This is a genomic window from Nonomuraea sp. bgisy101 (genome assembly GCF_057708945.1).
The window spans coordinates 164,670-184,509 of the sequence record NZ_JBYITD010000006.1 but is presented as its reverse complement, the minus strand read 5'-3'; the positions used below and the strand labels follow the sequence as shown (position 1 = coordinate 184,509).

General features: G+C 70.5%; 19 protein-coding genes. 10 read left to right on the top strand and 9 right to left on the bottom strand.

What is annotated here, in order from left to right:
• Positions 1-9 precede the first annotated feature (9 nt).
• From iolD to pdxR, 7 genes are read right to left on the bottom strand one after another with little or no spacing between them, the layout of a single operon-like run.
• Positions 10-1,818 (bottom strand): 3D-(3,5/4)-trihydroxycyclohexane-1,2-dione acylhydrolase (decyclizing), encoded by a 1,809-nt coding sequence (iolD, locus tag AC3EO4_RS13655; protein WP_431895738.1) that lies wholly within the window; start codon positions 1,816-1,818, stop codon positions 10-12.
• Positions 1,815-2,633 carry a 5-deoxy-glucuronate isomerase gene (gene iolB, locus AC3EO4_RS13650; RefSeq protein ID WP_379583061.1) on the bottom strand — a complete coding sequence of 273 codons (819 nt, stop codon included), beginning with the start codon at positions 2,631-2,633 and terminating at the stop codon, positions 1,815-1,817. The genes iolD and iolB overlap by 4 nt, the downstream gene beginning before the upstream one ends.
• Positions 2,630-3,493 carry a Cgl0159 family (beta/alpha)8-fold protein gene (locus AC3EO4_RS13645; RefSeq protein ID WP_379583059.1) on the bottom strand — a complete coding sequence of 288 codons (864 nt, stop codon included), beginning with the start codon at positions 3,491-3,493 and terminating at the stop codon, positions 2,630-2,632. The genes iolB and AC3EO4_RS13645 overlap by 4 nt, the downstream gene beginning before the upstream one ends.
• Entirely contained in the window at positions 3,486-4,412 is a 927-nt protein-coding gene (iolC, locus tag AC3EO4_RS13640; protein WP_431895735.1) for a 5-dehydro-2-deoxygluconokinase, read from the bottom strand. The genes AC3EO4_RS13645 and iolC overlap by 8 nt, the downstream gene beginning before the upstream one ends.
• Positions 4,409-5,260 (bottom strand): TIM barrel protein, encoded by an 852-nt coding sequence (locus AC3EO4_RS13635; RefSeq protein WP_379583055.1) that lies wholly within the window; start codon positions 5,258-5,260, stop codon positions 4,409-4,411. The genes iolC and AC3EO4_RS13635 overlap by 4 nt, the downstream gene beginning before the upstream one ends.
• Complete coding sequence (locus AC3EO4_RS13630; protein WP_379583053.1) at positions 5,257-6,195, bottom strand: Gfo/Idh/MocA family protein; 939 nt, start codon at positions 6,193-6,195, stop codon at positions 5,257-5,259. Before AC3EO4_RS13630 ends, AC3EO4_RS13635 begins: the two co-directional genes overlap by 4 nt.
• Before the next feature lie 37 nt (positions 6,196-6,232).
• The gene (pdxR, locus tag AC3EO4_RS13625; protein WP_379583051.1) at positions 6,233-7,579 is read right to left on the bottom strand and encodes a MocR-like pyridoxine biosynthesis transcription factor PdxR; all 1,347 of its coding nucleotides are present in this window, start codon (positions 7,577-7,579) and stop codon (positions 6,233-6,235) included.
• 67 nt (positions 7,580-7,646) lie between these two features.
• Between pdxR and AC3EO4_RS13620 the strand changes: the two genes are divergently transcribed.
• Complete coding sequence (locus AC3EO4_RS13620; RefSeq protein ID WP_431895733.1) at positions 7,647-8,531, top strand: DMT family transporter; 885 nt, start codon at positions 7,647-7,649, stop codon at positions 8,529-8,531.
• On the opposite strand, the gene AC3EO4_RS13615 is transcribed toward AC3EO4_RS13620, so the two are convergent.
• A complete protein-coding gene (locus AC3EO4_RS13615; RefSeq protein WP_379583047.1) occupies positions 8,470-8,622 on the bottom strand; it encodes a hypothetical protein in 153 nt (50 codons plus the stop codon). The genes AC3EO4_RS13620 and AC3EO4_RS13615 overlap by 62 nt on opposite strands.
• A gap of 150 nt (positions 8,623-8,772) precedes the next feature.
• Here AC3EO4_RS13615 and AC3EO4_RS13610 point away from each other — a divergent pair, with 150 nt between their 5' ends.
• On the top strand, positions 8,773-10,425 hold the full coding sequence (locus AC3EO4_RS13610) for a fumarate hydratase (protein ID WP_379583045.1): 1,653 nt from the start codon (positions 8,773-8,775) through the stop codon (positions 10,423-10,425).
• Between the two features lie 30 nt (positions 10,426-10,455).
• On the top strand, positions 10,456-10,848 hold the full coding sequence (locus AC3EO4_RS13605; RefSeq protein WP_431895730.1) for a hypothetical protein: 393 nt from the start codon (positions 10,456-10,458) through the stop codon (positions 10,846-10,848).
• Between the two features lie 60 nt (positions 10,849-10,908).
• On the opposite strand, the gene AC3EO4_RS13600 is transcribed toward AC3EO4_RS13605, so the two are convergent.
• Positions 10,909-11,097, bottom strand: coding sequence for a DUF5999 family protein (locus AC3EO4_RS13600; RefSeq protein WP_379583042.1), 189 nt, complete (start codon positions 11,095-11,097; stop codon positions 10,909-10,911).
• A 451-nt stretch (positions 11,098-11,548) separates the two neighbouring features.
• On the opposite strand from AC3EO4_RS13600, the gene AC3EO4_RS13595 reads away from it, so the two are divergent.
• From AC3EO4_RS13595 to AC3EO4_RS13565, 7 genes are all read left to right on the top strand, one after another.
• The gene (locus AC3EO4_RS13595) at positions 11,549-12,157 is read left to right on the top strand and encodes a superoxide dismutase (RefSeq protein ID WP_379583041.1); all 609 of its coding nucleotides are present in this window, start codon (positions 11,549-11,551) and stop codon (positions 12,155-12,157) included.
• 70 nt (positions 12,158-12,227) lie between these two features.
• Entirely contained in the window at positions 12,228-13,322 is a 1,095-nt protein-coding gene (locus AC3EO4_RS13590; protein WP_379583039.1) for a serine/threonine-protein kinase, read from the top strand.
• A gap of 35 nt (positions 13,323-13,357) precedes the next feature.
• Complete coding sequence (locus AC3EO4_RS13585; RefSeq protein ID WP_431895727.1) at positions 13,358-14,902, top strand: serine/threonine-protein kinase; 1,545 nt, start codon at positions 13,358-13,360, stop codon at positions 14,900-14,902.
• A gap of 44 nt (positions 14,903-14,946) precedes the next feature.
• Positions 14,947-16,338: a class II fumarate hydratase gene (locus AC3EO4_RS13580; protein WP_431895725.1), complete on the top strand. Its 1,392-nt coding sequence runs from the start codon at positions 14,947-14,949 to the stop codon at positions 16,336-16,338.
• Between the two features lie 442 nt (positions 16,339-16,780).
• Entirely contained in the window at positions 16,781-17,182 is a 402-nt protein-coding gene (locus AC3EO4_RS13575) for a hypothetical protein (RefSeq protein WP_379583034.1), read from the top strand.
• Between the two features lie 66 nt (positions 17,183-17,248).
• Complete coding sequence (locus AC3EO4_RS13570; protein WP_431895723.1) at positions 17,249-18,001, top strand: 3-hydroxybutyrate dehydrogenase; 753 nt, start codon at positions 17,249-17,251, stop codon at positions 17,999-18,001.
• Positions 17,986-19,815 carry a helix-turn-helix domain-containing protein gene (locus AC3EO4_RS13565; RefSeq protein WP_431895721.1) on the top strand — a complete coding sequence of 610 codons (1,830 nt, stop codon included), beginning with the start codon at positions 17,986-17,988 and terminating at the stop codon, positions 19,813-19,815. Before AC3EO4_RS13570 ends, AC3EO4_RS13565 begins: the two co-directional genes overlap by 16 nt.
• Positions 19,816-19,840: the final 25 nt, after the last annotated feature.

Here is a 19,840-nt window from a genome sequence, read left to right as displayed (position 1 = left end):
GTGGCCGGGTCACAGGTAGGGGCGCTGGTGGCGTTTGGCCTCCATGTAGCGGTCACGGATCTCGCCGGGCTCGTCGGCGACCGGCACGTCCCACCACGCCCCCGACGGAGGCGCCGACCCCCCGGGGAGGGTCTCCACGTACACCACCGTCGTCCTGGCCGCCTCCCGCGCCTTCACCAGCGCCGCCCGCAGCGACTCCCGGTCGTCGGCCCTGAGCACGTCGGCGCCCAGGCTGGCCGCGTTGGCCGCCAGGTCGACCGGCAGGTAGGCCCCGTCGAGCCGCCCCGAAGGCCCCCGCATGCGATAGGCGGTGCCGAGCCGCCTCGCCCCGACGGACTCCGACAGGTTGCCGATGGAGGCGAAGCCGTGGTTGTCCACCAGGACGATGACGAGCTTCACCTCCTCCTGGACAGCCGTGGCGATCTCCTGCGCCATCATCAGGTACGACCCGTCGCCGACCAGGACGAAGACCTCACGCGATGGCGCCGCGAGCTTGACGCCGAGCCCGCCCGCGATCTCGTAGCCCATGCAGGAGTAGCCGTACTCGACGTGGTAGCCCTTCACGTCGCGCGGCCTCCACAACTTGTGGAGGTCGCCGGGCATCGAGCCCGCCGCGTTCACCACGACGTCGGTCGGGTGCATGGCCTCCCACAGCTCCTCCAGCACCGCCTCCTGGGTGAGCGAGGCGTCCGCGCTGATCGAGGACCACCAGGCGGAGGCCAGCGAGCCCGCCCGGCTGGTCCACTCGGGGTCGGCCCGCCAGCCGGGCACGGTCAGCGACTCGAGGGCGGAGCGGGCGTCGGCGACGAGCATGACCGCGCCGTTCTTGGCCGCGTCGAACGAGGTCACGTTGACGTTGAGGAAGCGGGCTTCGCCGAACAGCGTCCGTGAGGCCGTGGTGAAGTCGGTGTACCGGGTTCCGACGCCGATGACGAGGTCGGCCGTGCGGGCCAGTTCGTTGGCGGCCGCCGTACCGGTGTGCCCGACGGCGCCGACGGCCAGCGGCGAGTCCCACGGCATCGCGCCCTTGCCCGCCTGCGTCTCGGCCACGGGCACGCCGTAACCGGCGGCGAAGGCGCGCAGCGCGTCGGTCGCGCCGCTGTAGATCACGCCGCCGCCGGCGACGATGAGCGGGCGCGAGGAGGAGCGCAGCACCTCGGCCGCACGGGACAGCGCGGCAGGCTCAGGCGCGGGGCGCGCCACGTGCCAGACCCGCCGCTCGAAGAGCTCGTCGGGCCAGTCGTAGGCCTCGGCCTGCACGTCCTGGGGCAGTGCGAGGGTGACCGCGCCGGTCTCGGCGGGGTCGGTGAGCACCCGCATGGCCTGCATGAGCGCGGAGGGAAGCTGCTCGGGCCTGTTGATCCGGTCGAAGTAGCGCGAGACCGGCCTGAACGCGTCGTTCACGCTGACGTCGAGGGAGCGCGGATCTTCGAGCTCCTGGAGTACCGGGTTGGCGGCCCTGGTGGCGAAGATGTCGCCGGGCAGCAGCAGCACGGGGATGCGGTTGATGGTGGCCAGGGCCGCGCCCGTGACCATGTTCGTCGCGCCGGGGCCGATGGAGGACGTGCAGGCGAAGGTCGACATCCTGTCGCGCATCCTGGCGAACCCGACGGCCGTGTGGACCATCGCCTGCTCGTTGCGGGCCAGATAGTACGGCAGCGCGACGTCCTGCGTGGCCAGGGCCTGGCCGATCCCCGCCACGTTGCCATGGCCGAAGATCCCGAAACAGCCCTCGATCAGCCGGTGCTCGACGCCGTCACGCTCGGAGTACTGCTGGGCCAGGAAGCGCACCAGCGCCTGGGCCACCGTGAGTCTCATCTGTTCCTCCCGAACGGCAGCCTGGGATCGACCTGCTGCTGCTCCCACGTGCCGCGGATCCAGGCATGACGGGGGTCGTCGCAGAAGGCCATCGAGCGCTCCTGCGCGGGGCCCGCCAGCACGTTGAGGTAGTAGAGGTCGTAACCGGGCGGCGCCATCGACGGGCCGTGGTAGCCGCGCGGCACCAGCACCACGTCGCCCGACGACACCTCGGCCATCACCTCGTGCCCGCCGTAGACGCGCTGGTAGCCGGGGCCGCCCTCGAAGTAGTAGATCTCTTCCAGCACCGCCTCGTGCTCGGAGGCGGTGTCGTGCTTGTGCGGAGGGTAGGACGACCAGTTGCCCTCGGGCGTGAGCACCTCGACGGAGACGAGCTTGTCGCACTCGAAGGCGTCGGGGGCGCAGAAGTTGTTGACCTGGCGGGAGGCCTGTCCCGCGCCCCGGATCTCGACAGGGACCTTCTCGGCGGGGCCGTACCGGACGGGGAAACGCCGGGTGGCGACCGCGGACGGCAGCGCGAACCTGCCCTCGCCGCCGATCCTGACCTCGGCGTTGATGGGCAGGTAGGCGAAGTCGGTGACGGAGGCGAAGACGGAGCGCCGTCCTTCGAGGGCCAGCCGGACGCCGTCGGCCTCCACCATGCACGAACCGGACAGCGGCAGCACCAGCATCTCCTCCGAACCCGTCGTGAAGGAGACGGTCTCCCCCGACAGGTTCAGCGTGCGCAGCCCCGAGTAGGTCCATCCGGCCGACTCCGGGGTGATCTCCAGTGCCCACGGCGAGCGAGCGGTGCTGCCTGCCGGGATGAACGTCATGAGACCTCCAGCATCGCGACTGCGGTGTCGACGGCGGCGGCGACGTCGTCGTCGGGCGGGTAGAGCAGGGCGCGGCCGACCACGAGCCCGCGCACGCCGGGCAGCCGCAGAGCCTTGCGCCACGCCGCGTACGCCAGGTCGGGGGTGTCGCCCGGGTCGCCGCCGAGCAGCAGCGTCGGCAGCGTGGTCGCCCGCATGACGCGCTCCATGTCCTCGACGACGGGGATCTTCAGCCAGGTGCGGGCCGAGGTGGTGCCGAGCGCCTGGCCGACGTTGATCGCCCTGATGACGCCCTCGGGGGTCAGGTCGTGACCCGAGCGCCGCGACCAGAACGGCTCGACCATGGCCACGAGTCCCTCCCCTGCCAGCTCGCTGACCGCCTGGGAGCAGGCGGACAGCGTGGCCGCGGTGCCTGGCTCGTCGATGGCGATCCTGCACAGCATCTTGCCGCCGTCGAGCCGCATGCGCACGATCGAGGCCGTGTCGTAGGCGGTGAATCTGTCGTCGAACTCGAACACCGCGCCCTGGATGCCGCCGCGGTTCATCGAACCGATGACCACCTTGTCGTCGAGCTCGCCGAGCAGCAGCAGGTCCTCGACGATGTCGGGGGTGGCCAGCAGGCCGTCCACGCCCGGTCTTGCGAGCGCGGTGCGCAGGCGGTCGAGCAGCTCGACGCGGCTGCCCATGGCCAGCGGCCTGCCGCCGACGCCGAGCGCGCCGCGCGCGGGATGGTCGGCGGCGATGATCATGAGCTGGTCACGCTCGCCGAGCAGCGGCCTGCGCCTGCGGACCGCGGCCGCCTGCGCGACCTGCTCGGGATGGCGGGCCCTGATCTCCTGGATCTGCCGGTAGTCACCCATGCGCGAGCACCTCCTCGACGGTGGGCATCGCGGGGGCGCAGGCCAGCCGCCCCGCCACGATCGCGCCCGCCGTGTTGGCGAAGCGCAGCGTCCGCTCCAGCGGCCAGCCCGCGAGCAGCCCGTGGCAGAGGGCGCCGCCGAAGGCGTCGCCCGCGCCGAGCCCGTTGACGACCTCGACCTCGACGGGCGGGACCTCGATGCTCTCGGTGGCGGTCATGCCGACCACGCCCGCGCTCCCACGCTTGATCACCGCGAGCTCGACGCCCGCCTCGAGCAGGATCCGGCCCGCCTTGTACGGCTCCCGCGCCCCGGTCGCCACCTCGACCTCGTCCACGTTGCCCACGGCCACGGTGACGTGCCCGAGCGCCCTGCGCACCTGGTGCGTGGCGTCCTGGGCCGAGCTCCAGAACATCGGCCGGTAGTCCAGGTCGAGCACCGTGTGGCTCTTGCGCCCTCGCGCCTCCCACGCGGCGAAGTGAGCGGACCGCGAGGGCTCCTCCGACAACCCTGTGACCGTCGCCCAGAACAGCCTGGCGTCGGCGAGCGCGTCGAACGGCAGCTCCTCAGGATGGATCACCAGGTCGGGAGCCTTGGGAAACCGGTAGAAGTACAGCGGGAAATCCTCGGGAGGCCGGATCTCGCAGAACGTCACGGGCGTCGGCAGGCCGTCCACCTCCGTCACGAACGAGTCGTCCACGCCGTAGGAGCGCAGCGCGTCGTGGACGAAGGCGCCGAACGGATCGGCGCCCGTCCTGGTGATCACCGCGGCGCGTTCGCCGAGCCTCGAGGCGGCGACCGCGACGTTCGTCGGCGAGCCGCCCAGGTACTTGCCGAAGGTCTCGACCTCCCGCAGCGAAACGCCGATCTGAAGGGGATACACATCCACCCCGACCCGTCCCATCGTCAGGACGTCGATCATGCGAGGCCTTCCAGGTAGGCGATGCTCTGCCGGACCCCGTCCAGCGGGTCGTCGCCGTCGTCCGAGAGCACCACGTCCTGTTCCATGACGTACCAGCCTTCGTAGCCGCTCTTGTCCAGCGCCGCCACGATGCCGGCGATGTCGACGTCCCCCTGCCCGAGCGGACGGTAGATCCCGAGCGTCACCGCCTCCGTGTAGGTGAGCCCGCCGTCGGCGACCCGCGCCGCCAGCGTGGTGTCGACGTCCTTGAGGTGGACGTGCGCGATCCGGCCCGGATCCCTTCTGGTCAGCTCCAGGGGGTCGGTGCCGCCGATCAGCAGGTGCCCGGTGTCCAGGCACAGCGGCACGGCCGAGCCGTCCACGACTCTCTCGACGTCCTCCCGCGTCTCGACCATGGTCCCGACGTGCGGATGGAGGGTCACCTTACGGCCGAAGTCGCGTCCTTCGGCGGTGATCCTGTCCAGGTTCTCCAGCAGCGTCTTCCACCCCGTGGCGTCGAGTTCGGGCCGCTGGTCGTAGCCGTCGGCACCGCTGTCGGCGGCCAGCACCATGACCTCGACGTCGCCCTCGGCGAAGTCGCGCATGCGGGCGCGCATCCCCGGCAGCGGGTCGTGGCCCGGCTCGTGCAGCACGCAGGGCAGGAACCCGCCGACGGCCCGCAGGCCGTACTCCTCCAGCAAGGCCCTCCTGTGCGTGGGCGAGGGCGGCAGGAAGCCCTCGGGGCCGAGCTCGGTGGCGGTGAGCCCGAGCGAGCGCATCTCGGCGAGCACCCGCTCACGGTCCAGCTGGTGACCCCAGCCGGGCACCTCGCACACGCCCCACGAGATCGGTGCTCCGGCGATCTTCATCGGCTGACCTCCTTGACGGCGACGACACGGCCTTCCCTGCGTGACCTCTCCGCGGCTTCCGCGATGTAGAGAGCGGCGAGCGCGTCCTCGATGGTGCAGGGGCTCGTGTCACCGGTGAGGAAGCCGTCGATCTCCGCCACGTAGGCGGCCCTGAACCGGGTGACGAAGTCGGGCCACGGCTCCCCGGGCGGCTGCAGACCCTCCGCGCTGGTCAGCGGGGCCCGCGGGTCGAGGCCGACGACCTGGGTGCGGCGGGTGCCCGCCAGCTCCATCCGGACGTCGTAGCCCGCGCCGTTGTACCTGGAGCCCTGGAGGGTGACCAGGGTGCCGTCGTCGAGCGTGAGCAGGGCCGCGCTGGTGTCCACGTCTCCTGCCTCCTTGAAGAAGTCCGCGCCTCTGTTGGCGCCCGTGGCGTAGACGGTCGCCACCTCCCGGCCCGTCACCCAGCGCAGGATGTCGAAGTCGTGGATGTGGCAGTCCCTGTAGATGCCCCCTGACATCGGGATGTACTCGGCGGGCGGGGGCGCGGGGTCGGCGGTCAGCAGGTGGACCCTGTGCAGGTCGCCGAGCTCGCCCGCGCGCAGCGCTTCGGCCGCGGCGACGTAGCCGGGGTCGAAGCGGCGTTGGAAGCCGATCTGCACCCTGTTGCCGGCGCTCGCCTTGAGCACCTTCAGCGTCTCCTCCACCGTGGGAGCGACCGGTTTCTCGCAGAACACCGGAATCCCGAGCCGGCATGCCTTGATCAACAGGTCGGCGTGGGTGCTCGTGGGCGTGGCGATGACCAGCGCGTCGGCCTCGAACGGGTCGCCCTCCCTCCCGTAGGGGGAGCTGCGCACCGGATCCCACACGATCAGGTCGTCCACCAGCGGGTGCGCGGTCAGGGTTTCGGCATGAAAAGCTCCGATCCTGCCTAAACCAAGCAGACCGACACGCATGACGCCTCCAAGGAGTCGGGGATCCCTTTCTAACCTTCTATCCCTTTCTTTGTCCAGACATTCTTACCTTTAGCCGTCTGACCACGTCGGGGGCGTGGTGGGCGGGCAGGCGGGCGAACCCGACGACGATCGCGGGCGGCCCCTCGGCGAAGCGCATCGGCCCGACGGGTTCCGCGGACAGCCCCTCGGCCTCGGCCGCTGCCGCCGCCTCCCGCTCGTCCCACGACTCGGGCAGATCGATGTAGGCGTGCAGGCCGGCCTCGATGCCGCGGACGCTCACCTCGGGCAGGTGCTCGGCCAGTGCTCTGACCAGGGCGTCGCGGCGCCTCCTGTACTCCCTGCGCATCCTGCGCAGGTTGCGGTCGTAGCCGCCCGAGCGCAGGAAGTGGGCCAGGGCGTACTGCTCGATGACGGGAGAGCCCAGGTCGAACTCGCCCCTGGCCCGCCGTACGGCATCGGCCAGGTCGGGCGGGGCCGCGAGCCAGCCCAGCCTGAGCCCCGGAGCCAGGGACTTGCTGACGCTTCCCGACAGGATCACCCGGTCGGGCGCGAGACCCTGCAGGCAGCCCACGGGGTCGCGGTCGAACCTGAACTCGGCGTCGTAGTCGTCCTCCAGCACCAGGCCGCCCCACTCCATCAGCGCGGCTCTGCGCGCGGGCGACAGCACGACGCCCGTCGGATACTGGTGTGCGGGCGTGACGAGCACGGTGTCGACCCCGTCCAGGGCGCCGACGTCGAGCCCCTCCTCGTCGACGGGGATCGGCACCAGCTCCGCGCCCGTCCTCCTCAGCAGCGGGACCTGGCGGTGGCTCGTCGGATCCTCGACGCCGAGCCTGGGACTCCGCAGCACGTGCAGGATCAGGCTCAGCCCCTGGGCGACCCCGCCGACGATCACCAGGTTGTCGGGGCTGACGTCGGCGGCGCGGACCCGCTTGAGATAGCTCGCCAGTTCCTCGCGCAGCTCGATGACCCCGCCGGGGTCGCAGTAGTCGAAGGCGTCGCTCGGCACGGTGGTCAGCACGTGCTTGAGCGCCGCCAGCCAGCGTTCGCGGGGGAAGCCGCTCAGGTCGGGCGAGGTGGGCCGGTGCCCGTAGTAGGGCGCGCACTCGCGCGCTGGGACCGGCTCGGGCTCCCTGCGCGCCATCGGCGCGACCACGGTGCCGGCGCCGACCTTGGCCAGCAGGAAGCCCTCGGCGACCAGTTGCTCGTAGGCCTCGACGACCACGCCCCTGGAGACGCTGAGATCGCCCGCCAGGTCCCTGCTGGCCGGCAGCCTGGTGCCCGGCTCGAGCCTGCCCTGCCTGATCGACTCGCGCAGGTGACCCGCGATCTGCCCGGCGATCGCCCCTCGATCACGATTTATCGGGATATGGAGGTCGGCCAATTGGTCCCCTCTTTCGCCACATCATTGGACTGTCTGGGCGAACCATTCGATTCCTAGCATGCCGTACATGAGAAACGGCGTCATCGGGGCGGCCTCCGCCATGTTCCTTGTCGGCACCCTCGCGGGGGTGTCGGGGGTGATCCAGGACTATCCCGTGTACGGCGGGCAGGCCGTCCGGTACCTGGCCGCGGCGGTCATCCTGCTCCTCGTCACGCGCATGGCGGGGCTCCGCTTCGTCCGGCTCACCGCCAGGGAGACGCTGCTGCTCGCCGGGCTCTCGGTGCTCGGCCTGGTCATCTTCAACGTGTGCGTCATCGAGGCCACCAGGCACGCGGGCCCCGCCCTTCCCGGCACGGTGCTGGGCACCGTACCCCTCGTTCTGGCCCTGATGAGCGGGCGGCCCGCCCCGAGACTGCTGGTGGGGGCGGGAGTCGTCGTCGCGGGCGCCATCCTCGCCGCGGGCCTCGGCAGCGGCGACCTGCCGGGGCTGCTGTGGTCCCTGGGCGCGCTCGTGGGGGAGGTCAGCTTCTCCATGCTGGCCATCCCCCTCCTGCCCAAGCTCGGCGCGATGCGCGTCTCCGCCTACTCGACGGCGATGGCGGTGCCCCTGCTGGCCGTGATCGGGCTGTCGGTGGAGGGCTCGGCCATGCTGCGCGTCCCCACCCTGGCCGAGGGGCTCGGCTTCGCCTACCTCGCGGTGGTCGTGACGACGATCGCCTTCTTCCTGTGGTACTCCTCGTTGCCCAAGCTCGGCCCCGGCACGGCGGGCCTGTTCGCGGGGCTGATCCCGGTCGGTGCCATCGTCACGGGGCTCGCGCTCGGCATCGCGGTGCCGAGCGCGGCCGACCTTACGGGGGCGGCGCTGGTCATCGCGGGTATCGTCGTCGGGCTCAGCGGTGCCAGATCCGGCGATGCGGCTGGTGTTCCTGCACCGGCCACTGGCCGCTCTTGATGCCCGTCAGCACGATGGCGACGACCGCGAGGCCGAGCAACCCCACGACGAGGAGCGCGAATCCGAGCACGAAAAAGATGGGCAGTTCCATGACGTCCTCCTCTCTAAGGGTTCGTCCGAACGACCCCACAGGGACACCTCCATAACCCCATGAATCGGAAAAATCGCTCGGTTCGACCTGCGGTTCTGCCTGGCGTTCGTCAAGCCGTACCCTCTAGGAGGACCGAAAGGATCGAGGGACATGCCCGAGTTCGACTACACCGACCTGCTTCCGCTTGGCGACGACGACACCGAGTATCGGCTGATCACCAGCGAGGGGGTGCGGAAGGTCGAGGCTGCGGGACGCAACTTCCTGGAGGTCGACCCGGAGGCGTTGCGGCTGCTCACCGAGACCGCCGTCCACGACATCTCCCACTTCCTGCGCGCGAGCCACCTGGCCCAGCTGCGGAAGATCGTCGACGACCCCGAGTCGAGCGGCAACGACAGGTTCGTCGCGCTCGACCTGCTCAAGAACGCCTCCATCTCCGCCGGCGGCGTGCTGCCCATGTGCCAGGACACCGGCACCGCGATCGTCATGGGCAAGCGCGGCCGTCACGTGCTGACCGACGGCGCCGACGCCGAGGCGATCTCGCGCGGCGTCTACGACGCCTACACCAAGCTCAACCTGCGCTACTCGCAGATGGCTCCGCTCACCATGTGGGAGGAGAAGAACACGGGCAACAACCTGCCCGCCCAGATCGAGCTGTACGCCGAGGACCCCCACGGGCACCCCGACGAGTACAAGCTGCTGTTCATGGCCAAGGGCGGCGGCTCGGCCAACAAGTCGTTCCTCTACCAGGAGACCAAGGCGGTCCTGAACGAGAAGCGCATGCTGGCCTTCCTCGAGGAGAAGATCCGCTCGCTCGGCACCGCGGCGTGCCCGCCGTACCACCTGGCGGTGGTCATCGGCGGCACCAGCGCCGAGTACGCGCTAAAGACCGCCAAGTACGCCAGCGCCCGCTACCTCGACTCCATCCCGACCGAGGGCTCGGCCTCCGGCCACGGATTCCGTGACGTGGAGATGGAGCAGAAGGTGTTCGAGCTGACGCAGAAACTGGGCATCGGCGCCCAGTTCGGCGGCAAGTACTTCTGCCACGACGTCCGCGTGATCCGCCTGCCGAGGCACGGCGCCTCGTGTCCTGTGGCCATCGCCGTCTCGTGCTCGGCCGACAGGCAGGCGCTCGCCAAGATCACGCCCGAGGGCGTCTTCCTGGAGAAGCTGGAGACCGATCCCGCCCGTTTCCTGCCCGAGACGACCGACGAGCACCTGTCCGACGACGTCGTGAAGATCGACCTCAACCGTCCGATGCGCGACATCCTCGCCGAGTTGACCAGGTTCCCGGTCAAGACGCGCCTGTCGCTCACCGGTCCGCTGGTGGTGGCCCGCGACATCGCGCACGCCAAGATCGCCGAGCTGCTCGACGCCGGCGGGGAGATGCCCGCCTACCTGAAGGACCACGCCGTCTACTACGCGGGCCCCGCGAAGACCCCCACAGGCTACGCGTCCGGCTCCTTCGGACCCACGACCGCCGGCCGCATGGACTCCTACGTCGAGCGCTTCCAGGCCGAGGGCGGATCCATGGTCATGCTGGCCAAGGGCAACCGGTCCAAGCAGGTCACCGAGGCCTGCCAGAAGTACGGCGGCTTCTATCTCGGCTCCATCGGCGGACCCGCCGCGCGCCTGGCCCAGGACTGCATCAAGAAGGTCGAGGTCCTGGAGTACCCGGAGCTGGGCATGGAGGCGGTGTGGAAGATCGAGGTGGAGGACTTCCCCGCCTTCATCGTCGTCGACGACAAGGGCGACGACTTCTTCACCGACAGGACGGGGCCTGTGCTGTCCATCGGCCGCCGCTGAATTGTCGGTGCGGCTCCCTAGGGTGTTCGCATGAACGTCCGAGAGGCCGGCGTCCACCTTTTCGACAGGTGGACGGCGATGTGGAACCGGGAGCTGCACCCCAAGGAGATCATGGCGCCGGAGTTCGTGCTGCGCTACGCGCAGGCGGGCACGGACGCCTTCGACGACGTACGGCATGCCGACGACCTGGCCGTGATCGTGGCCGGGTGGCATGAGTCCCATCCGGGTCTGCGCTTCTTCGCCGAAGGTGAAGCGGTCGTGGACCTCAGGATGGTCGAGGGGGCGGCGACCGGGCTGGTCGCCCGTCCCTACAAGGCGACGTTCGGCGAGGTGTCCAAGAGCGGGGTCGACGTCCTGGCCGTGTCGGAGGGACTGATCACCGAGGTGTGGTCGGTCTCCGGGGCGCGCGCCTTCTACGGGTGACGCGCGGCCGGCTCACCGAGGTGTGGTCGGTCTCGGACGACCGCACCCTGGGTCGGTGAGTCAGGCGGCGACCAGGCCGCGGTGGGGGGCGACGACAGAGCCGTCGGGCAGCAGCAGACCGGTGTCCTCGAACAGGACCACCCCGTTGCACAGCAGGCTCCAGCCCTGGTCGGGGTGGGCCGCGATCACGTGCGAGGCCTCACGGTCGGCCGCGTCGGCGGCGGGGCAAGCGGGTCGGTGACTGCACATCATGCACCTCTCAGATGACTCTCCTGGGTTCTTCACTTGGTGGGCATCGTCGCCCTGTCGGGCCCCCTGCGCGCTGGAGATGATCCCTTTCCCATCCCAACGCCGTCGGGTGCCTTCCTGGTTCCGCTGAACCTCTCTACCTTCATGATGACGATCGGCACCGACAGATTCGATGCATTTTGTGGCAGATAGGTTCATGGATTCAGAGTGCGTCGAGCCGCTGACAGCCAGCTTGCAATCCGCTGACGCGATGAAGGGCCGGAAGAGTCAAGCCCGTGTGCGTCGGCGGGCGGGATGCCTCCGCCCGCCGCACACAGGATCAATCTGACACTGCCATCATGAGGTAGTTGCGAGGAATTCGCAACAAGGTGAAGTCCTAAGTCCATGGTCTGATGCAGCTGCGAACTCCTTGCAATAGTGTCGGAGGGCATTGATCACTTGGAGGTGGACCATGGGTGGCTACACCCTGCCCGACATGCCCTATGACTACGCGGCGCTCGAGCCGGCGATCACCGGCGAGATCCTCGAACTGCACCACGCCAAGCACCACGCCGCCTACGTCAAGGGCGCGAACGACACCCTCGAGCAGCTGGCCGAGGCCCGCGACAAGGGCCAGTTCGGCGGCCTCGTCGGCCTGGAGAAGACCTTCGCCTTCCACCTGTCCGGCCACGTGCTCCACTCGATCTTCTGGGAGAACCTGTCCCCGGACGGCGGCGACCGCCCCGACGGCGCGCTCCGCGACGCGATCGACGAGCACTTCGGCACCTTCGAGGCCTTCCAGAAGCAGCTGAGCGCCGCCACCAGCGGCGTGCAGGGCTCAGGGTGGGGCGTGCTGGCCTACGAGCCGCTCGGCGGGCGCCTGGTGGTGGAGCAGGTCTACGACCACCACGGCAACGTCGGCATGAACACCACGCCGCTGCTGGTCTTCGACGCCTGGGAGCACGCCTACTACCTTCAGTACCGCAACGTGCGCCCCGACTACGTGGAGAAGCTCTGGGGCCTGGTGAACTGGGACGACGTCGCGAAGCGCTTCGCTGACGTCACGAGTCAGACGGGTTGACAGAAGTTCGCAACTTTTTATCGGCCCGGCCTCTACTGGTCGGTTTCCGCAAATAGGTAAGCTGCCTGCCATGCGTGCGCCGTCCGGTTACCTCCTTGCCGCGCGCTATCGGCTCATGGAGCCGGTCGGCCGCGGCGGTATGGGCACGGTTTGGCGAGCGCACGATGAGTTGCTCGACCGTTACGTAGCGGTCAAGGAAGTGCGCCTGCCCACGGTTCTCGACGAGGAGCTGAGGGCCGAACTCTGTGCCCGCACCGAGCGTGAGGGCAGGGCCACGGCGATGGTCGCGCACCCCTCGGTGATCACCGTCTTCGACGTCGTCACCGAGGACGAACGTCCATGGATCGTGATGGAGCTGCTCCAGGCCCGGTCTCTGGAGCAGCTCATCATGGAGGAGGGCCCGCTGCCGCCGCGCAGGGCCGCGGAGATCGGCAGGCAGGTGCTCGGCGCGCTGCGGGCCGTCCACGCCAAGGGCATCCTCCACCGCGACGTCAAGCCCAGCAACGTGCTGGTCACCGACGACAGGGCGGTGCTCACCGACTTCGGCCTGGCCGCCATGGAGGGCGACGCCTCGATCACGCAGGCGGGCATCGTGCTCGGCTCGGCCGGCTACATCGCGCCCGAGCGGGTACTCGGCGCGAAGGCCAGTCCCGCGGCCGACCTGTGGTCGCTCGGCGCGACCCTCTACACGGCCGTCGAGGGCAGGGGCCTGCACGGCAGGCGTACGGCCGCCGCCGCGCTGGCCGCGCTCACCAGCGGCGAGCCCATCCCCATGGTCAAGGCGGGGCCGCTGGCCCCCGTGCTCGACGCCCTGCTCAGGATCGACCCGGCCACCAGGCTCGACTCGGTGCGCGCCTCGCTCATGCTGGCCCGCGTCGCGGCCGGAGGGGCGGCGGAGGACCCGCTGGCCACCAGGACCAGCAGGATCCCGCGTCCAGGCCCGGCGCGCAGGCCCACCCATCGCGGCCTGCACAGGGCGGAGACGACCGCGCCGACTCCCGTCGTCCCGCTTCCGAGGGCGCACCGCAGGCCGGGCGAGGGCGTGCACAGGAAGGTCGTCGAGCAGCGGCCCAATCCATCGGCCTACGCCCGATTTATGGCCACGGTGATAAAGTTGTTCCTTCCACGACGCTTCTGGCCGCGTGAACTTCGCAAGCGTGGGTAAAGCGTTCTCCAAGCGAGAATAGATATCTTCTTCTCATGCCGGAACAGCAGAAGCGCCTGCTCGCGGAACGCTATGAGCTGATCACTCCGATCGGCAGAGGGACGATGGGAACCGTGTGGCGGGCCCACGACCGTGCCCTCGGCCGCGAGGTGGCGATCAAGGAGATCCGCCAGGATCCAGGGCTCACCGAGGAGCAGCGCGTCGAACTGCGCGAGCGCATGGTCCGCGAGGGCCGTACCGCCGCGCGGATCAGCCACCCTTCCGTGGCCTCGATCCACGACGTCCTCATCCAGGACGACAGTCCGTGGATCATCATGGAGCTCGTCGAGGCCCGCTCCATGGAGCAGGTCATCGAGGAGGAGGGTCCGCTGCCGCCGCGGCTGGTGGCCGAGATCGGCGTCGACCTGCTGGGCGCGTTGCGCGCCGCCCACGCCCAGGGCGTCACGCATCGCGACGTCAAGCCGGGCAACGTGCTCATCACCGAGAACGGCAGGATCGTCCTCACCGACTTCGGCATCGCCAAGGCCGAGGGCGACACCCGCCTGACCAAGACCGGCATGGTGATCGGCTCCCCCGGCTACACGGCGCCCGAGCGGGCGCGCGGCGAGTACACGGGCGCGGAGTCCGACATCTGGTCGCTCGGCGCGACCCTGTACTTCGCCGTGGAGGGCAGGCCCGCATACGAGCGCGCGACGGTGGCCGAGACGCTGGCCGCGCTGATGACGGAGAGCGCGGATCCGCCCACGCAGGCGGGGGCGCTGCGCCCCGTGCTCGAAGGGATGCTCCACAAGGACCACCGCCTGCGGCTGACCGCGGCCAAGGCCGAGACCCTGCTGCGGATGGTGGCCGACACGCCGACCAGCGACATCCCGAAGGTGATGGAGGCGTTCGACCCCGACAGGACGATGGCGGTGCAGCGACCCAAGCCGGCGCGGCCCACGCCGGTCGAACCGGTCGACGAGGGCGCCATCGTGACCTCGCGGCTGACCCTCCCCAACACGCGTGCCGACAAGCCGGTCTTCCCGCCGCCCGGCGCCGGGGCCCCCCAGGGCCCGCGCCCGCACGGCGAGCCGGGCGGCCCTGGAGCGTTCTCAGGGCCCGCCGGGCAGCAGGGGCCCGGCGCGTTCTCGGGACCCATGGGCCAGGACGGCAGAGGCGCCTTCGGGGGCCCGGCGGGGCCCGCTACCGGCGCGCCCGCGGGTCCCGCGCAGCAGCAGGGGCCCGGTCCCCGGCAGGGGCCTGGTGCTCAGCAGGGGCCAGGTGCCCAGCAGGGGCCAGGTGCCCAGCAGGGGTACGCCGGCGGGCCGGGGTTCCCCGGATACGCGGGTCCGCCGCCCGCCGCCCCCTACAACGGCATGCCCCCCGGACAGGGCGGCGGCTCGGCCGTACCGGCTCAGCCCGGCGGCTACGGGACCGACCACCCCGACCGGCAGCCGGGCCTGGGCACCGACCTGTTCGCCATCGCGGGAGCGAAGACCCCGGAGAAGGAGGGCAACAGGGCGGGCGTCCTCATCCTCATCGGCGTCGCCATCGTGGCCCTCGCCGTGATCGCGATTCTCGTCATCGCCGCCATCTCCTGACCCCGGCACGCCGCGCTCGATCCGGATCGCACAGACTTGGACACATGAGTGAATTCCGGATCGAGCACGACTCCATGGGTGAGGTCCGCGTCCCCGCCGACGCCCGGTGGCGCGCACAGACGCAGCGAGCCGTGGAGAACTTCCCCGTCTCGGGACGCCGCCTGGAGCCCTCTCACATCGCCGCGCTCGGCCTGATCAAGGCGGTGGCCGCCGAGGTCAACGCCGAACTCGGAGTCCTCGACAAGGACGTGGCGGAGGCCGTCGCGCAGGCCGCCGCCGACGTGGCGGAGAACGAGTACGACGCGCACTTCCCCATCGACGTGTTCCAGACCGGCTCGGGCACCTCCTCGAACATGAACGCCAACGAGGTCATCGCCACGCTGGCCCAGGAGCGGCTCGGCCGGCCTGTGCACCCGAACGACCACGTCAACGCCTCGCAGTCGTCCAACGACGTGTTCCCCACCTCGATCCGCGTCGCCGCCGCCACCGAGGTCGTCTTCCATCTGATCCCCTCGCTGCAGCACCTGGCGGTCGCGCTGCGGGCGAAGGCGACGGAGTTCGACCGGACCGTGAAGTCCGGCAGGACCCATCTCATGGACGCCACCCCGGTCACGCTGGGCCAGGAGTTCGGCGGCTACGCCTCCCAGATCGAGCACGGCGTCAACCGCGTCAGGTCGGCCCTCGCCCACGTGGTCGAGCTCCCGCTCGGCGGCACCGCCGTCGGCACCGGCATCAACACCCCGCCGGGCTTCGCGGCGAAGGCGATCGAGAAGCTCAGCGAGGCGACCGGCATCCGGTTCGTCGAGGCCGAGGACCACTTCGAGGCCCAGAGCAGCCAGGACGCGATCGTCGAGCTGTCCGGCCAGATGAAGGTCGTCGCCGTCTCCCTGAGCAAGATCGCCAACGACCTGCGATGGATGGGCTCGGGGCCCCGCGCGGGCCTCGGCGAGATCAACCTGCCCGACCTCCAGCCCGGCTCCTCGATCATGCCGGGGAAGGTCAACCCGGTCATCCCCGAGGCCACGGCCATGGTCGCCGCCCAGGTCATCGGCAACGACGCCGCCATCACCTTCGCGGGCGCCTCCGGCAACTTCGAGCTGAACGTCATGCTGCCCGTCATCGCCAGGAACGTCCTGGAGTCGATCGGCCTGCTCGCCAACGTCTCCCGCCTGCTGGCCGACCGCTGCGTCGGCGGCATCACCGCCAACACCGAGCGGCTGCGCGAGTACGCCGAGTCCTCGCCCTCGATCGTCACGCCGCTCAACCGGCACGTCGGCTACGAGGAGGCCGCGAAGATCGCCAAGCAGGCCCTGGCCGAGCGCAAGACCATCCGCGAGGTGGTCATCGAGCGCGGACACGTCGCCAACGGCACCATCTCGGAGGAGGAGCTCGACGCGATCCTGGACGTGCTGTCCATGACGAAGCCCTCCCCCTGAGGCGCTCCACGCGCGGAGCCGGGGCCTTCGGGGTGATCGGCCGCCCGAGGGTGCTGCCCTGGCCGGGGCCGGCAAAGGTATTCCCGGCATATGCCAACGTTCTGCCCGGCCTGCGATAACGATTCGCCAACGCCGCCATCCGAACGACCCATCACGTCGTCAGAGGAAGTCGTCAACCCTCTGGCGAAAGGCAGGACGGCCCCGTGCAACAACCGGATTGCGTTTCGCGCTCGGTGGTCAACGGCGCCGGCGACCGGGGTATCGATGCCGGTGTGGCCGTCCCGCGCCCGCGGGGAGCCGAGGGAGGCGATGTGAGCGTCCCAGGACAGCACAGGTCGGCGCAGCGCGGTCCGCCGTCGCTCCATGAGGTTGCCAGCTCTACGACAACGTCCCCCGAAGGAGCGAGAGGAGGCGTGGCGCCGACGCCGGCGTCACCGACCAGATGAAGATCCTGTTTCTCCGCCTCATGCAGGCCATGCGCGACGCCAGGACCAAGGACCTGACCAGGCACCTGTCCGCCACACCACTGGAGCACATCTACGCCCGTTTCGGACGCGACATCCTCGCTCAGGCCGCCCAGGACCGCACGCTGTCCGACGCCATCGCCAGGGAGGTCGCCGAGATCGACAGGTCACTGGAGGAGGAGGGCGTCGACCCCACCCCCGTCGAGCTGCGCTCCTTCCTCATGGGCTACGGCCAGGGCGTCATCGACTCCGCGGTGATCAGACCCGACCTGGTCGCCAAGGACACCAGTTGCGGCAGCGTCTACCCGAGTTCGGTGGTGAAGCTGGGCGCGCTGAGCCAGAAGGCGTTCGCGGGCGGGCTCATTAAGATGTCCACATAGTGATCCATAGAGGTATGTGGCCGGGCTCCATGTGCCTCGGAAGGGGAAGGGTCTAGGGTCCGAGGCATGACCGACGAGCTGACCGGGCGAACGGCCCTGGTGACGGGGGCGGGTAGCGGGATCGGCAGGGCCTGCGCCGTCAGGCTGGCCGCCGCCGGCGCCAGGGTGCTGGCCGTGGACATGTCGGCCGAGTCTGCGGAGCGGGTGGCGAAGGAGACGGGCGGCGTCGCGGTCGTCGCCGACCTGTCCGACCCCCGCTTCCTGGACGAGCTGCCCGACCAGCCTGTCGACATCCTGGTCAACAACGCGGGCTTCCAGCACGTCGCGCCGATCGAGGAGTTCCCTCCCGAGACGTTCGCCAAGATCGTCAAGGTCATGCTGGAAGCGCCGTTCCTGCTGGCCAGGCGGGTACTGCCGGGCATGTACGCCGCGGGCTGGGGCAGGATCGTCAACATCTCCTCCGTCCACGGCCTCAGGGCCTCGCCGTACAAGGCGGCCTACGTGGCCGCCAAGCACGGGCTCGAGGGGCTGTCGAAGGTGATCGCGCTCGAAGGGGCGGGCAAGGGTGTGACGTCGACGTGCGTCAACCCCGGCTACGTGCGCACCGAGCTGGTCGAGCGGCAGATCGCCGCGCAGGCCGCGTCCCACGGCATCCCCGAGTCCGAGGTCGTGGAGCAGATCATGCTCGCCCCCGCCGCGATCAAGCGCCTGATCGAGCCCGAGGAGGTCGCCGGGCTGGTCGCCTACCTGTGCGGGCCGGCGGGCTCGTTCATCACGGGCGTCTCCCTCCCCGTGGACGGCGGATGGACGGCTCGCTAGCGTTCCTCGACCTGCTGGCGCGCGAGGCGTCGGCGGTCGAGTTCGAGGGACCGACGCTCAAGGCCAGGGCCGAGGGCGCGAGCGCGCGGACGATCGAGGAGCTCGAAGAGGCCAAGCTGGCCGCGCTCAAGGTCCGGGCGCTGCTCAGGCGGAGGGCGCGCCGCGAGGCCGAGCTGAGCGCGCTCTACGACACCGCGGGCGACCTGGCGGGGCTGCGCGACCTCGACGCCGTGCTCGAGGCGATCGTGCACAGGGCCAGGCAGCTGCTCGGCACCGACACCGCGTACATGACGCTGCACGACCCCGAGCGCGGCGACACCTACATGCGGGTCACCGACGGCTCGATCTCCGCCGCCTTCCGGGCGCTCAGGCTGGCGATGGGCGCCGGGCTCGGCGGCCTGGTGGCGCAGACCGCGACGCCGTACTCCACCGCCGACTACTTCGCCGACGCTCGTTTCCGCCACACCACCGTCATCGACGAGGCGGTCAAGGAGGAGGGCCTGGTGGCCATCCTCGGCGTGCCGCTGCGCCTGGGCCAGCGGGTGATCGGCGTGCTGATGGCCGCCAACCGCAGCGCGCGGCCGTTCGCTCAGGAGGAGGTGGCGCTGCTGGCCAGCCTGGCGGCGCACGCGGCGGTCGCGATCGACAACGCCAGGCTGCTGCAGGAGACGCGCAACGCCCTGGAGGAGCTCTCGCACGCGCACAGGATCGCGAGGGAGCACAGCGACGCGGTGGAGCGCGCGGCGCTCGCCCACGACAGGATGACCTCGCTGGTGCTGCGCGGAGGCGGCATCGAGGACGTGGCCGCCGTGGTGACCGAGGTGCTCGGCGGCACGCTGGCCGTGCTCGACGAGACGGGAAGGCCACTGGTCGGCGAGGTGGAGCCGGGCGTCCTCGACGCGGCCGTGCCGGGCAGGACCGTCCGCAGGGGCGATCTCATGATCACGGCGAGCGCCCCGCTGTGCACGCTGGTGCTGAGGAGCGACCCGCACAGAAGGGACGCCGCGGACGAGCGGATCCTGGAGCGGGCGGCGCTGGTCTGCGCGCTGCTGCTGCTGTTCCGCAGGAGCGTGGCCGAGGCCGAGGGCAGGGTGCGCGGCGAACTGCTCGACGATCTCATCTCCCGCGCGGCCGTTGACCCGCAGGGCCTCACCGACCGCGCCCGCAGGCTCGGTGTCGACCTGACCGCCCCGCACGTGGTCGTGGTGGCCAGGCACGAGGGCCAGCGAGAGCGGGCCGCCTTCTGGGCCTCCTCGCAGGCCACGCTCTCCGGCGGCCTGGCCGCCGCCCGCGGACAGGAGGCGGTGCTGCTGCTGCCGGGCGCCGACCCCGGCGCGGCGGCCCAGCGTGTGGCCGCCGAGCTGACCATCTCGCTCGGCTCCCCCGCCACGGCGGGCGCGACGGGCCCGATCACCGACCCCACGCACGTCCCGCGGGCGCACAAGGAGGCGCTGCGCTGCGCCGAGTCGCTCCTGGCGCTCGGCCGGGCGGGTGAGGGCGCGAGCGCGACCGAGCTCGGTTTCGTCGGGCTGCTGATCGGCGAGGGCCGCGACGTGAGCGCCTTCGTCACCGGCACGCTGGGCCCCGTGATCGACTACGACGAGCGCAGGGGCACCGCGCTTCTCAAGACGCTGGCCGCCTACTTCGGCTCCGGCTCCTCGCCCTCACGCACCGCCGAGGTCATGCACATCCACGTCAACACCGTCACCCAGCGGCTCGACCGCGTCGCCCAGTTGCTCGGCGACGGCTGGCAGGAGCCCGAACGCGCCCTGGAGATCCAGCTGGCGCTCCGCCTGCACCGGCTCAGCGGCTGACCCACATATCACCGCCCCAGAGTGT